General features: G+C 37.8%; 13 protein-coding genes and 1 tRNA gene. 5 read left to right on the top strand and 9 right to left on the bottom strand.

What is annotated here, in order from left to right; translation table 11 throughout:
* Window positions 1-44 precede the first annotated feature (44 nt).
* Entirely contained in the window at window positions 45-1,088 is a 1,044-nt protein-coding gene (locus tag AY601_RS01420) for a hypothetical protein (protein ID WP_068395471.1), read from the bottom strand.
* 257 nt (window positions 1,089-1,345) lie between these two features.
* Here AY601_RS01420 and AY601_RS01415 point away from each other — a divergent pair, with 257 nt between their 5' ends.
* Together AY601_RS01415 and AY601_RS01410 are read left to right on the top strand one after the other, a co-directional pair.
* Entirely contained in the window at window positions 1,346-2,695 is a 1,350-nt protein-coding gene (locus AY601_RS01415; RefSeq protein ID WP_157287636.1) for a hypothetical protein, read from the top strand.
* 10 nt (window positions 2,696-2,705) lie between these two features.
* Entirely contained in the window at window positions 2,706-3,227 is a 522-nt protein-coding gene (locus AY601_RS01410; protein WP_068395467.1) for a hypothetical protein, read from the top strand.
* A 538-nt stretch (window positions 3,228-3,765) separates the two neighbouring features.
* On the opposite strand, the gene AY601_RS01405 is transcribed toward AY601_RS01410, so the two are convergent.
* Window positions 3,766-3,849, bottom strand: a tRNA-Leu gene (locus AY601_RS01405).
* Between the two features lie 242 nt (window positions 3,850-4,091).
* Window positions 4,092-5,390 (bottom strand): esterase-like activity of phytase family protein, encoded by a 1,299-nt coding sequence (locus AY601_RS01400; RefSeq protein ID WP_068395465.1) that lies wholly within the window; start codon window positions 5,388-5,390, stop codon window positions 4,092-4,094.
* A gap of 210 nt (window positions 5,391-5,600) precedes the next feature.
* On the opposite strand from AY601_RS01400, the gene AY601_RS25210 reads away from it, so the two are divergent.
* Both AY601_RS25210 and AY601_RS01395 read left to right on the top strand, forming a co-directional pair.
* On the top strand, window positions 5,601-5,771 hold the full coding sequence (locus AY601_RS25210) for a DUF2158 domain-containing protein (protein ID WP_084359010.1): 171 nt from the start codon (window positions 5,601-5,603) through the stop codon (window positions 5,769-5,771).
* A gap of 133 nt (window positions 5,772-5,904) precedes the next feature.
* A complete protein-coding gene (locus AY601_RS01395; RefSeq protein ID WP_068395462.1) occupies window positions 5,905-6,843 on the top strand; it encodes a hypothetical protein in 939 nt (312 codons plus the stop codon).
* A gap of 90 nt (window positions 6,844-6,933) precedes the next feature.
* On the opposite strand, the gene AY601_RS01390 is transcribed toward AY601_RS01395, so the two are convergent.
* From AY601_RS01390 to AY601_RS01375, 4 genes are read right to left on the bottom strand one after another with little or no spacing between them, the layout of a single operon-like run.
* Window positions 6,934-7,350 carry a hypothetical protein gene (locus AY601_RS01390; protein WP_068395460.1) on the bottom strand — a complete coding sequence of 139 codons (417 nt, stop codon included), beginning with the start codon at window positions 7,348-7,350 and terminating at the stop codon, window positions 6,934-6,936.
* A gap of 2 nt (window positions 7,351-7,352) precedes the next feature.
* Entirely contained in the window at window positions 7,353-8,795 is a 1,443-nt protein-coding gene (locus AY601_RS01385; RefSeq protein ID WP_068395458.1) for a GMC oxidoreductase, read from the bottom strand.
* Window positions 8,796-9,785 carry a UbiA prenyltransferase family protein gene (locus tag AY601_RS01380; protein WP_068395456.1) on the bottom strand — a complete coding sequence of 330 codons (990 nt, stop codon included), beginning with the start codon at window positions 9,783-9,785 and terminating at the stop codon, window positions 8,796-8,798.
* Window positions 9,786-9,795: 10 nt separating this feature from the next.
* Window positions 9,796-10,473 (bottom strand): HAD family hydrolase, encoded by a 678-nt coding sequence (locus tag AY601_RS01375; RefSeq protein ID WP_068395454.1) that lies wholly within the window; start codon window positions 10,471-10,473, stop codon window positions 9,796-9,798.
* Window positions 10,474-10,553: 80 nt separating this feature from the next.
* Here AY601_RS01375 and AY601_RS01370 point away from each other — a divergent pair, with 80 nt between their 5' ends.
* Window positions 10,554-12,167: an ArnT family glycosyltransferase gene (locus tag AY601_RS01370; RefSeq protein WP_068395452.1), complete on the top strand. Its 1,614-nt coding sequence runs from the start codon at window positions 10,554-10,556 to the stop codon at window positions 12,165-12,167.
* 123 nt (window positions 12,168-12,290) lie between these two features.
* On the opposite strand, the gene AY601_RS01365 is transcribed toward AY601_RS01370, so the two are convergent.
* A complete protein-coding gene (locus AY601_RS01365) occupies window positions 12,291-13,352 on the bottom strand; it encodes a phosphatidylinositol-specific phospholipase C1-like protein (RefSeq protein ID WP_084359008.1) in 1,062 nt (353 codons plus the stop codon).
* 47 nt (window positions 13,353-13,399) lie between these two features.
* Window positions 13,400-14,998: a RagB/SusD family nutrient uptake outer membrane protein gene (locus AY601_RS01360; RefSeq protein ID WP_068395450.1), complete on the bottom strand. Its 1,599-nt coding sequence runs from the start codon at window positions 14,996-14,998 to the stop codon at window positions 13,400-13,402.
* Between the last annotated feature and the right edge of the window lie 11 nt (window positions 14,999-15,009).

The following is a 15,009-nucleotide window of genomic DNA, read 5'->3' as shown; positions in this document are numbered from 1 at the left end:
CGGTACTGAAAGATTTGACTTTACATACAGAAGTGTTGCAAAGCTTAAATAGACAACCGGTCCAATTCTGCAAGTATCCATTTGCCATTAATCCAGTAACCGGAGAACTGAATTGTATCTTCACCATTTTCAATTTCAAATTTGACGGTCACCTCCAAACTTATTTTACCGGATGCATAAAGGTCATTATCAAAATTCCCAATCTTATAGCTTATTGATTTATTCTTGCTGATCGTATATTTAGTACTTCCAAGATAGTCGGAAACCGAACTGATATCATTTAATATTTCACTATAATATTGTTCAGGATGTTTATTCATCAGCGTCTGAATATTTGTTAATATTTCTTTTTCCTGGGCACCTGGCGAACCTTTTAATTTATTACCTGCCATTTGCAGGATATCTGAGCGAAAATACTGGATAAATTCGGCTTCAGAAACCAGATAAGGAAGCTCTTTTACAGGAGTATGAGCAGCCATATCGTTTAATACTGCATCGACAAATAGCTTAGGGTCTGAAACACATGTTCCTGCTGTTATCCAATGGTCATCCTTGATAGCATGAGTTGTTGAATAGACAGGTAATGAATTTGCTGCATCTGGTTCTTCCTTTCCAATGGCAGGTTCAAAACTAATCTTATTACTTTCTGCTGTCTTAAGCCAAAAGAAATTGTCTTTGACTGCTGTTAATAACCAGTGGTCATCCTGTTTCAATAAGTCCAGTTTGATTGCGAGTGTATCAGCAGCATGTTTAAATGTGACATATAAGGTGAGTCTGTCTGGTGTTTGGGAATTGTCTAAAACCTGGTTGGTTGAGAAGTAACTGTTATAGAAAGTAGTATTTGCTGGAGTAATTTCCTTGTTTTTCGCTTTATTAAGTAGTTTATTCCATGCATTGATGAGTAGCGGTGCAGCAGATGGAGCGTTTGGGAAAATCGATAGCTGACTAAGATCTTCTTGGTTTAAGAAGGCAGCTGCGAGGTCTTTGCCCAGAGAATCAGGCATTATTTTACAAGTTGTTTGTCCATTTACCTTGATGGTGAAAATCAGGCATATGATAACCAATACTATTGTCTTTCTTCTCAGCATATAATGATTTATTATTATTTTGAATCAAGGCTAAATAGCTATAATTCCGCGCAAAGGTAAGGAATCTATTTTGCTGATTTTGCAGCCACAGCTTATGTTAAATGAATTGGTGAGGCAATTGAAAATCATCCTAATTGAAGGAGAAAAATACGGGTTTCCGTATTTGCCCGATTTTCACCACGACAAAACCTCATTTGGCGTAAAAGAAAAAATTCAGCTCAGTTTAATTACGATACTTGACCAAATCTAAATTAAGTATGAGAAAACAATTTTTATGTAAACATCTATTTTTAGTTGTTCCTATAATGCTCTTTTTGCATTCATGTAAAAAAGACAATGTACCCGAGGTTGCTAAAGGCCAACTATCTACGCAGTCTCTTGTAGATATTGCTAAATCATCTCTTGAAAAGCAATCCCTAGCAGGAATCCCACTGATAAGCAGTTTAAAATCTATTGGCATGGCGCCAGACTGGTCAAATATCAAGACCAGCATAAATAGTGAAAATAAAACCGTTCTCGCCATTCCTCTTAAACAAACAACTAATTCATTCTCTGAATTAAATGTGATTATAACCAATGGATTGCCACATGAGGTAATCAAAAAATATACTGTGTCGAATGACAATTCAATATTATTAGAGTTTTATGCTTTAAATGGTGCATTACTAAAAGCAGGACAGTATGATGCAACATCAGGCAGGTTCCAATTAGCAAAGTCAATAACCAACAGTGTTATGTTATACGAGCAAAAAAATAAAATCGGTAGCAATGGTAATTTATTTTTGCTGTTAGCTAATAATAAAACAAAAATATTCACGGGAGTAAAAACTGTTGCCGTAAATGGCATCCATGATCTTGAAGAAGTTGAAATTGAAGGGCAAGGCCCAACTACACCACAAATCGGAGATCCTCAGGGGCCTTCAACTGATAATGGTTATGGGCCTGTTGACTATTATCCTGTCGAACCCGTACCTCCATCAGGTGGATCAACAGGCTCTACACCAGAGGCAGGACGAGACACTGCTAACAACGTCCAAAATCCTTGCATAAATGCAGCGCTTAAAATGGCATTAGGAAAAAATGTAAAGAGTGAAATTAAAAATTTAATGGTTAATACATTTTTGTCAGGCAAAGAATTTAATGTTGCTTTCTACGATTATCCATTCAATAATACTAAAGATGCCGAAGCCTACACTAGATTTTCTAGTGAAACTAATTTAAATGATTTGACTATATCATTTAATACAGATAAAATGCCAAACAATTCTCTGGAGTATAATGTAGCAACTGTATACCATGAAGTCTTACACGCATACCTTAATGCATTGTATGGCCCGGATATACCTGGAAATCCAATGTTGGTGCCAGTACAACATGAATATATTGCCGATAATTATGTTAAGATGCTAACTAAAGATCTTATGTCAATATTTCCAACTTTACTTGAAAGTGATGCTAGAAATTTAGCATGGGGAGGTTTACAGAATACTAATTTGTTTAATAGATTAGCACCATCGGCAAAAAGTGATTTTATTAAAATAAATACCCTATACAGTACAAAACCTACTACTGCAAATACACAGTCGAAAGGCAGTTATTGCCCTTAAATTTAAAATTATGAAAATAACTAAATTATTTTTTTTATCAATAATAATTCTGATATCAGTTCAGACAAATGCTCAAAATAAAAAGCTAAAAGCACGAATCACTACGCCGGAGGATCAAATATATACTTCCATGCTAAGTGGTATTATGACAGAAGGAACATTTAATTTTGATGCCTTACCTCCAGAAAAACAATCCGTTCTATTTTCAATTATAGTATACATAGACGGCTTAGGAAAGGTGAGTAAAGTTGAGTTTACCAATCCATCAAATCGAGCTGATAGTTTGATAAGATATGAAAAAGTCTCTAACGAAATCAAAAAGGATAAAAAGAAGATTTTCAATCAGTATAAAAATTCTATCTATGTTTTACCAATATTGATAACAAAAGGTGGAAATTACTCCATGTTAATAACCCCGGAGTTTTTGAAAGATTTTGAAAAATTAATCCCATCAAAAGATTATTTTGAAAGAACTAAGAGCTTAAATATTCTTCGGACGCATTCGGTAACACTTGGTGATATTCAATATTAATGTTTTTTTATGGAATGGTCATCAATTAATAACAGGGATTTAAGGTAAACTTAAATCCCTGTTTCGGTTAATGATTCTAGATAACGCTACTTATCTCAATAAACAAACTAATTGTTCATTATAATGAATCGTTCAATAAATTGAGTTATTGTCCAGTTGGTAATTCATCCATTGGCAGCCATCATTGCCGAAGGCCAACAATATTAAGTTTATTTGTTTACTTTCCCCTGGCTGCAAGTGTCTTCAGTGTTAACTCATCCTTTATAAATAGCTTGATTTTATTTAAGGCTGAGAGCAATTCACACCTGTATTCATTACTAATTTCTTCTAATTCGTTAATCCTTCTTTCAAAATCCATGATCTGTTGTAAAGATTCATCACTATCAAACTGTAAACCAGCAATAATTTCAACTATATCGGCTACTCCACAAGTTTATGACTTGATCCGTAGCACTTCTTATTTTCGACACCTAATTTACACCGAAAAATAAAAAACCGCCTAACATATTGAATGCTAGGCGGTTTTAAACACATATCGTGCCCGAAGAGAGACTCGAACTCTCAAGGATCTTACTCCAACGGCTTCTGAGACCGCAACGTTTACCAATTTCGCCATCCGGGCATTAAAATTCTGGATATCCGCTCTGTGGCGACAAATGTAGCATTATTTCTGAAATGATATAAAATATTCAACAAATTTGTTCACGTTTTACTGGAAGATATTGAAACAATAAATCATTTTAAACAACCGGATTCAAAGCAATCAACACTAAAATATTAAGCTACAAATCAGAAAATCTGACAATTACAAAGAGCCCTCTTATCTTCAGGACAAGAGAGCTCTTCTATTTTATTATAAAAATATTATAATTTAATCTTCACAAAATATAACCTGTTGCGGTCAACCGTCTTCGTAGCCGGTAAAATTTTAGGTGCAAATGAACCATTATCTCCCGGAATCACTCCAAAATCGTCATCATTTGAGATCACCAGGGTATTTCCATTAACCAAAGCCATTCCTTCTGCTTTATCATGCGGATAAACAGATGGCAAATCTTTTAAGAGATCAAGTACAACTGTTTTGCTGACTGGTACGATACCTGCTGTCTGAAGACCTGCCAAATCTTTTAATTGTTCTGGGGTTTTACCTCCAAATAACTTGCCTGCTGCACTGTTCGTAGCATCAGAAAGATCTGTAGCCTGAGAAAGATCAATCTTAAATACTTTTTTAAAGGTTGCGGGAGTAGTTGGTGCTCCTCCATAATCTCCATCCCTTTCCAGAGTTAAAAATGTCGTATTATTTATCGCCAGAATCTCACTAACTCCAGTTAGCGAAGCATTTTCCTGTAAGTAAGCATATTGCTTAGTCGCACCAGTAGCAATGTCAAAAGTTACAATACGCAGCACTACAGATCCCTTTACTTCTGCTTTAGAAGGATTAAACATTGGAGACTGCATGATTCCTACTAAGGTTTTTCCATCAGGAGTGAGCGTTAACCCCTCCATACCACGGTTCGGTTTACGCCTTGCAAGTACCGCAGGAAGTTTACGGCCACCTGTACCATCTCCAAATGGATTAATCCGCTCAATGGTCTTTCCAGATGGATCAAAGTGAACAAGATGAGGCCCATATTCATCGCTCACCCAAAAACTGCCGTCAGCAGCGCGAACTAATCCTTCGGAATCAAGCCCATCTTTACTTGGTGCCAGAACTGCCCCGTTAAGATCAATTGCTGTTTCTTCAGTAGAGCCAGCACCTGGCAAATTTGGCAAACCGCTTAGGTTGATTCCGGCAGCATTTTTCAATAATATGGTTTGCTCCAAAACTAACTTTCCTTCTTTCAAACGGAATTTACCAATCTGAGGCGTAAAGTCGGGCTTACCAAATATCTTGATATTATCTGCAGGACCATCTGCATTAGGGCCACGGTCTGTTAACAGGTAAAAAACTTCAGGATCATTGGGGTCAGCTGCTACAGCAGAACCAAAGCCTCCATTATATACTTTTACGCCGTTTGCTGCAGTCATCAATACCGCAGGGTCTGAAGCTTCGGCCATATCTGGATAAGTCATATTTCCGGTGATCGTTCCCCCATTATTCTTTTTACAGGAATATAAGGATAAGGTAAGCATAAGGCAGGATGAGAGTATAGCTTTTTTCATAAAAAATGTTTAGATATGTTTTACAAAACAATGATTACACTATCAACTCAGTGTTAAGCTAATATTGTTTAATAGTACTACAACTATTTCAAAATAGTATAAGTATTTCATTAATAATACAGGCACACTATATTTGTAGTAGAAATTACCTATACTCGTAATATCAAAAGCAGATTTCATTAATAAAACCTAATACTAAAACTGAATCTTATGGCAAAATTTGCAACAGGCGCAATTGTAGCGCTAAAATCGGGCGGCCCGAATATGACTGCCGGTACGCTAACAGAAGTCGGTTATGTGACTTGTTTCTGGTTTGATCAAAACCAATCCCTTCAGAGTGTGACCCTGCATGAAGATCTTCTGGTTGAAGCTGTGGTCTAAAAGACAAAGGCCTTATTGAACAAATCAATAGGGCCTTTGTCTTTTTTGGCTGCTCCTTTTTAAGCTTTAATTCTGATTTTATTTATATTAACAGGATTCTATCAGAAATTCAAAGCATCTTTAACGTCTATTTATGACACAACTTCTGAAAACAACCTTCGCAATAGCTTCTATTGCAATCATTTCTTCTTGCAGCACTGCAAAAAAGACAACGATGAATACCAGGTTGCAAAGTTTTAAGTATAACTACTGTGCACCAAACATTCCCTACCTTCAACATGAAATTCTTTGGAAAGATTCAATAAAAGTTGACTTGTCGAAAACGGATATTTCCCCACACGATCAACTCCTTTGCCAGATTTTAGGAATCAGTAGTGCAATCAATGAGCTCTGGACAATAAAGCAAACCACAAAAGAACCTGTATCCGGAACATTTTTGCTCAGACAGAAAGTAACCAGCAGAATATTGCTTGCACAGACTCAGTTACAAGCGGTAGCTGCTGAGCTGGATTGCGAGGGAGAGCGGGCTGATATGGCCGCAGCTTATCTGGATGGTATTAATAGTAAAAGAAATACAAGACTAACAGTAGGATCTGTAATCCTGGGCGCATTAACAACTGTTGCTACAGCTGTCATCACTAAAAACAGCGTGCAAACTGCTGTTGGTGTCGGTGGCGGTTTAGTTAGTGCTGGTTTAGGAGCGCTGACTATAAATCCTAAAGGAAAACAACTGGAATTTGAACATGAACACAATTTGTTGCGTACAATCTGGTCTGAACCGAAAACAAATACCGATTACCCAGAATTTATATGGGCGATGCTTCATGAAAAAAGCTTCAGTAATAAAGGAGAGGTAACCCTTTCGCAAAGCATTAAAAACAGGTGGATACAATATGAATTTGATGGTCATATTGATCAGGATCAGGAAGCTTTATTATTTGGCAAGGGAGGTTATTACCGTTCAGATGATTTACATACGCGTGCAACAATGATTAATCAGTTACAATCTACGATTCGTTCTCTTAACCAGGATCTAACAAGCTTAATTGCTTTTATTGCAAAGACAGATTAAAACAGCTTCTGAATTGATATCCTTACAAAAGAAACAATATCAATTCAGAAGATACTCCATAAGTTTAAGCTTAGTTATGTACAATAATTATTAATCAGCTGGATATAATACAAAGGAGTAAGGATTCGGAACAGGGCTTTTATAAGGACTATATAACCCCAGGTAGCTGACCAGTTTACTTTCATCCATTTTATGGATAAAAAAATCTGTTGATAGCAGGTAAAACTTGATCAGTTCAAAAATCTGGTTTGACTTTTCCGCTTTGATCCCTAAATAATAAAAGGCTTTCCACCTTAAATTAGTGATCACATTATTGGAAGAAGAACTAAAGTAATCATTGACGTACTGTTCCACTCCGGCGGTATCAAGTTTCAGGTAATACAATTCTTCTCTGATTAACATGACGGCGTGTTTCCGCAACGCCGGAGAAGCGATATATAATGCAGGAGGAAGAATTAATAAGCCTGTTCCAATACCTGCCATGGCGATGAATTTTCTTCTTTTCATAGCTAAAATGAATGATCTGCGGAGTATAATGACATGGCTGATAAAGTCAGCGTTGGATTTGATGCACTAAAAGTAGTAAAAGAGCCACTGCCTAATACAAAAACATTTCTGTACTGATGGTGAACCATATTTTTATCTACCACACTGTCTGCCGGGGTTTTGCCCATTCTGGTGCCCCCTAAAATATGCCCTTCATTAGGGAAAGGATCCAGGAATTTTAATTTTTCAACAGGCAGACAGGATAGGATTCCCGGAAGAACTTTTTTCATGTTTTCCATTCCCTTCAGCGCATAATCAGATCTGCCCCCTTTAAAATTGATTTCAGGAACCAGTTTATCTGAAGTGGTAGTAATATAATTCGTTACCAATGGTAAATCTTCAAAAATCATCCTGAAAGAAGTCATGTTTAGCCATTTACCTCTTTCAAGCCGGATATTATAAGGTGCATTATTGGTTTCTATCAAACAAGCTGCATAGTCCTTGCGATGGTTCCCATCATATAACATATAACCGTTAGCATTGACCCAGGTACTGCCTCCTGTGTTCTTCAGATTGTCCAGGTAAATTAAAACCTGCATGCCAAGCTGCTCTCCAAATCCTTTACCGGTCAATGGATTCCGATCCCCCGAATTTAACAGGATATTCGAATTAAACATCGGATTAGCACCCAGAACGATAACCTCTCCGGCAATCTCATAATCCTTTCCGTCTTTCACGTAACACACTTTTTTTGCCACATTGCCTGCGGTTTCCAAACGGTAAACCTGTGCACCATATAAAAGCTCCACTTGCGCGTTCTGATAAACGTCAATACCAGAATTCTCTATGGTGAATTTAGCGTCTACCGGACAAACATCACAACTTGAGTTGGCCATGCATTGGTTTCTTCCTTTTGTACCCCTGCTGGCCCTTGCAGTAGGCTGGCTGATATACTGATTTCCATATTTCTGATGCAGTATTTTATCTATCGGGCTGAAATTATGGGGCGGAAGCGGGTATTTACTTTTCTTAGGAAAAGGTGTTCCTTCTGGCCCGGAAATAGCCATCAGTTCTTCTGCTTCCTCATAATAAGGGTCAAGCTCTTCATAAGTGACCGGCCAGTCATTTTCTAAGCCGAATAATGTCTTCATTTTAAAATCAGAAGGCATAAATCTCGGTGTACATCCCCACCAGCAATTGGAACTTCCTCCAAAAGCAGTGGTAAAAGGCCATCTTTTCTCTGGGGTTTTATTCATGATCTGATCTTCCCAGGAGTTACCTGAAGCCGGAGAATCAGCAAGCTCCCCTCTTTTGAGCTTTAATCTTTCACTATGCGGGAATAACTGTCCGCGTTCAAGCACAAGAATCCTCTTTACTTCTTTATTCTTTTCCAGATACTTTTTCAGAAAAAATGTAGAAGAGAAGCCGGTACCGACAATAATTAAATCGTAATAATTGTATTTCATCTAATAATTGGATGCGTTTTTAAGGAACCAATATAGCCATGGAATATCAACAAACATCAAAATGCAAAGCAATGCCGTAAAAAGAAATAAATATAACATAAACCACTTACGCGTATGTAGTTTTTCGGAACCTTGTACCGGAGAATCGTTTAATAATCCAATTCTGAGATACCAGGAAAACAACAAAGCGAAAAACGGAAAACTAACCAGTAATTCTATTCTGTCTTTAATCAGGAAAATCCCCATGAAAAATGCAGAGGTAATCGCGTAAAAAAACATAGAGACCAGCAAGCTGTTCTCGGTATAAAACTTAAACGATCTCCGGTACTGACCAGCCGTTTCAGGATTACCAATCATCCTGTATTCTGCAAAACGTTTAGTAGCCATTAAAAATGCTCCCCCCATCCAGTAGGCAACAATAATACTTGTTGGAGGAAAAGTGTTGATCCAGTCGAAATCCCATTTGCTGTCCGGAGCACCTAATGCCGGAGAAAATATAAACCAGCCTAAACCAAAACGGATAGGGTTATTCACGGATTCAGAGAGTACATCGAGAAATACACGCTCTTTGCTCCTGAAAGGCCTTACATTATAGATAACCCCCATGAACAAGAGAAATGCTGAAAGAAGAATAAATTTATAAGAGATCAAATAAGCTAATGATAAGCCTATAATTACCAGAGCACCATATTCCAGGTAAACTATCTTTGGGTTTACAGTATATACAACAGAAGATCTGTTCTTTTTTAAAGGATGGAATCTGTCGAAATCCGCATCCAGATATTCATTGATTACATAGTTTGCCGATGCAATTAAACAAGTACTAATGATTCCAACAATGATTTTAAAGAACAGATGACTGTCTATAGGTGTTTTAAATACAGATAATGCAAACAGCATTCCAGGTACCATGAAAACGTTCTTTACCCAGCTATCCGGGCGGGCGAGAGCTATATAATCTTTAAGGCCCGCCTTTTTTTTAACCGTCATTTACAATCTCTTATTTATAATGTTCCCTTAAACTATTCGCAAGCACTGTATATAAAGTGCCTGAGTTATATTTATTGATATTGAGGTAGCGTATTGTGGCCTCATCAGCACATATTCCATCCAGTTCGTCGCGGTCACCAATATAAAGACAGGCTGCTGAACCAACCTCAAAATGCTTCATGATATGAAACAACGCTATTGGTTTCGGCTTCAAACAATTGATCTCTTTATCAGTAGACGCAATCACTAAATCAGCTTCAATTTTTAAAGCTTTTAGCTTTTCAACAGCACTATAATCTGAATAAATAGCTACTTTGATCTGATGCTCCTTTAACAGTTGCAAAAATGGATATAATTCAGCGTAACGGCAAGCATATAAATAGGGATTTGGAAATTCAAACATCCATTTGGAAACGACCCTTTTAATTCTTTCCAATGGCGCGCCTACTTTAGCCGCACACCACTGATATTGTTCAATTTCAAGATTATTACTGCAATAACCTGCTCTTTTTCCACGCTCGGAACGAAAAAAGTACAAGATCAGAAGATCTTTAAGTTGTATTGGCCTGACTAAATAGTATTTTAGCAAAGCATATAACATTCTTCTTCTTAATCCAGACTGATTGTATAAAGTGCCGTCCACATCAAGAATCAGAACTTTTATTTTCTTCCAATTTATAACATCCACCTATGGCTATTTAAATAATTTCTAAATTTATGAATTATTTACATTAATTAAAGAGTTTCAAATGACTGAACATCATTCATATGTGTAAAAAAGAATCCAGCTATATCAAAAACCAGAATATCTGGTACAGTATAATTATTGGGTGCGGTATTTTCGTTCGTCTTTTCCATCTTTTTTATAACCGTTCTCTGTGGCTGGATGAAGTTTATCTGGCGACCAGCCTGATCAAAATGAATTATATTGAGCTGGTAATGCAAGCACTGGACTATCAGCAGAAAGCACCGATTGGATTTTTATGGAGCGTTAAAACATGTATTTATCTTTTAGGGACGAATGAGATCGTATTGCGTTTATTTCCTATGTTATGTGGTATAGCGGCAATTCCACTGTTCATTCCTGTAGCAAAGTATTTTCTTCGTCCACTGGCAGCAGTAATGGCGGTTGCCCTGTTAGCCCTGGCCCCTCCTCTTGTTTTCCATTCTGTTGAGATTAAACAGTATTCGACTGAACTGTTTGCCACCGTACTGATCTTGTATATTTATATCCGCTATCAACATCGGTTAACATGGAAACCACTCCTAACCTGGGGGATTTTAGGCGCAGTTATTCTCTGGTTCTCCTACTCTTCTATATTTATCCTGGCCGGAATGGCGACAGGCATCAGCTGTAAAAATCTTTACAAAAGAGACTGGAAGCCATTCTTCAGGCAACTGGTTCCTTTTCTATTATGGGCAGCTGGTTTTGCCCTGAACTATTTGCTGTTTACCCATAAACATGCAGAATCTAAATGGGCAGCTGAATGGTTTGATTTTTATCATTATTTCATGCCATTGCCACCAGTCAACATGGAAGAATTGCGTTGGTATCCAGCGGCTCTATATCATTTAATAGAATATCCGCTAGGCCTGACCTGGAGATTGTATCCTGGAAATTCTGTTTTGCTTAAAGCATTATTGAATACTCCATGGTTACCACTTATTAGCCTGTTTTACGGCATCTGGATTTATATCAGGGAGAAACGATATGCGCTAATCCTGCTATTTCCCTTTTTGTTTATGTTCTTAGCTTCAGGACTTAAACTGTACCCTTTAAATGAACGTTTCTGGGTTTTCATTTGCCCTTTGCTCATCCTGTTTATTGTCAAAGGAACAGATAAGCTTGCCTCTTTTTTCAAATCTGAACGAATGAGCCTGCTGTTCTTTATCCTCTTGATAGCAGCACCAGTTTACAGCGCAGTACAAACACTGGTACATCCCGATGAATTTATCATTCATAAAAGATCTTTTCAAAAAGAAGCGCTTACTTATGTCAATACTCATTTTAAACCAGGCGACTTAGTTTATGTGTACTGGAATAACTTGCCTGGTTATCGTTTTTACAAGCATACTTATCCTTATAACTTCATAGCACTTGAAGGAGGAGATTATCGTAAAATTTCAACCAGCTATCCGGACTATTTAAATCATTTACAAAAGGACTTTAAATCATTTGAAGGAAAGAAAAGAATCTGGGTGATTTACAATCACCTTATTCTAACTGATATTGGTGATGAAATAGATCAGCCTGCCTGGTATTATTTAAAAGATATCAATCCCACAGATCGCCTGATGAGCCACCTCTCTACGCTGGGAAAAGAAGAAAATGTCTATACCTCATTTGATGTAAAAGTTACTTTGATTACGCTGAAACCATAAAAGAAAAAAAGCGGCTCTTCCACAAAGAAGAGCCGCCAATTAAGTTATGGTTCATTAAGCGCACGTTTCCAATAATCAAATTGTTAATACTGCGATAAACCACCGAGATTGACTCACATTAACCTATTTAAAAAATGGATTGATCCTGAAATACTGACCATCTTCAAAACTCACTGCATAGTCAGACTTAAAATGAGTACTTTTTAAATAATAGTCTGTAGTAATGATCTGGGCTCCGGAAGCACATGCTGCGTCGAAGTTAGCATGGTCATTTCGGCGTGCCTCTTGTGTATCCGAATCCGCACGGGTACGGATAATATATCCTTTTTTAACTAGCTGAGGAATCATTGGATCTTTAGCATTATTGAGGATCATCATCGCAGCTTCAGGCCTGCCAGCAGCCGCATTTGCAAATAACACCCTATTTTTTAGCGAAGGGTGACCTTTGATATAAAGTTCCATCTTCTCACCTTTCTGGTCAAGAATGAAAAGAAACTTTCCTCTTGCTGCTGAAAGTACAGGCCAGTTATCTTTTAAAACTGCAGTTTCTAATGTTTTATAGTTTCCTCTCACCACATCTGGTGTGATAATCTTGTCCACGCCCAGTCCATCAAGCAGTGCCTTATCCAGCTGATCAAATGTTTCTGCTGTAAATTCTTCAGGATCACTGAAACCCTCTCCCTTTATTTTATTGTCTTTGGCCTCCAGTGTAATAAATATGGGTGTATGATCAGGGTGTGCATCTGACCATTTTTTCAATTTCGCCAATCCACTTTTCAAGGTCAGGAAATCACTTCTGAAATCAAGATCCTGAATATGAAAAACTTTAAAACCCGGTGCCTTCATTTCTTTATCAACATCATAAGGAGCCTGATCTTTCGCCCAATCCAAACCTCTGGGATGTGCATATTTCCCTCCTTTTGCATCTGAGTAAACGTCAATTTCCAGATTTCTTAACCCCAGATCAAGTTGTTCAGTTATGCCAATATGCTCATAGTCTATCTTGCTGGCCGATACAGAATCCTTTTTTCTGAATACGTCAAACAAATGAGGATCAATCGCTTTCTTGTAACTGTTGTGCGATCCAATAACCTGGATCTTATTAATTGGTAAATTATCTCCATCTTTTGGTATCAATAATGGAAATACAAACAATAGCAATGCGCTGGAAACTGTCTTTATCATAAGTATTAAAATGAGAACATCCGGAAAAACCCGGCTGTTTAAAAGAATTAATAACCTGGGTTTTGTCTTAAATTGGAATTTAACTGCAGTTCAGTTGCAGGGATCGGATAAAGTCTTCTCGCAGCATCTTTATTCATCGAGAGTACATCATTTTGCAAAGGGTATTCCTTTTCAAACAAACCATAACGAATCAAATCGTTCCTTCTCCAGGCTTCCCAGCTCAACTCCCTTGCTCTTTCATCCAATAAGGATTCTAAATCAACGCTTGTTGCCGCTTCTGCACCAGCTCTTGCCCTGATTTTATTCACTAAACTTAGTGGAGTCTGCATTTCTCCATTGACTGCAGTTGGTGAAGCTCCGCGTAAAATAGCTTCTGCTTTCATCAACATGACATCTGCTAAACGTAAAAAAGGCATATCATTACCGTTCAAACGTGTCGCTTGTATCGCATTCACATCCGGCCAGTATTTAACAGAGCGGATCCCCTTTGCCTGGTCGGCTACTGTATTTCCCACATCCATTGGCTTACCGGGTTTGAGGATCAGATCACGTGTCAATACAATTTGTTGTGTTGTTCCTGCGATATATACAGGCTTTGTCTTATCAGGTTGTCTGTTCGCATCCGGGGCAAATTGAGGCCCAACCAACCAGAAACTTTTTCTGATATCATTCGCCAGATTAAAGCGATCATAATATTCTGGTGTTGTACTCATAGAAATACTAAATCCAACTCCTGTAATCCCGTAAGCAGTAGCCAGTGCAGGGTAGAAACCGAACCTGGTCATCTGGTTACCCGGAATCTGCTGATCATAAGGAATTGCGAATATCGTTTCAGAAATCTGAGGGCCATTATTAACATCAAAGATATCTGAGTACTTAGGGTCCAGCTGATAAGTTGTATTTTTCATTACACTATCTGCCATAGCTACTGCATCCGTATACCTGGGTTTCCCAGTATATACCTGTGAATTCAAGTACATTTTAGCTAGTAAGGCGAAAGCTGTTCCACGCGTTGGTTTTCCATAAAGCAACTTCTGATTTGCTCCTGTTTTCTGAGGTAAATTAGGGATAACCGCCAGCAATTCTTTCTCAATAAAATCAAATACCTTATCTCTGCTTGTTGTACCAGGTAAAGCGCCCGCTTCTACCGGGAACTTATCAATAATAGGAATATTACCATAAAGATCCATCATCAGGAAGTAGTACAATGCCCGCATAGTTTTTATTTCCGTTACTCCGGAAGCCTTTTTTGCATCGGATGCTGAAGAAGCATTGGTCACTGAAATTAGACGGTTACAGTTGTTAATTCCTCCAAATCCCCATTCCCAAATTGTTTTCACGTTTGGATGATCAAATGTCCAGGTATGGTAGTGCAACTGTCTGTACTGCCCACCGTCATCAAAATTTCCGTCTCTTGCCGGTAAGATCGCAGCATCAGTGGACATTTCCTGCATTCTGAAATAAGGTACTCCAAATTGAGAAGAAAGGTTAGAATACATCGTTCCATATAAAGCCGCGTAATCAGCGTCAGTAGTAGGAAAGTTATCTTTTACATATTGAGATTCCACTTTTACATCCAGTTTTGTGCAGGATACAGTGGCTAACATGACAGCAAATGCCGCCGTTAATAAAAATATCTGTTTCATTGTTCGTTGAA

It is taken from the genome of Pedobacter cryoconitis (assembly GCF_001590605.1).
GTDB classification, from domain to species: Bacteria; Bacteroidota; Bacteroidia; order Sphingobacteriales; family Sphingobacteriaceae; genus Pedobacter; species Pedobacter cryoconitis_A.
This window is presented reverse-complemented; position numbering and strand designations above follow the sequence as displayed.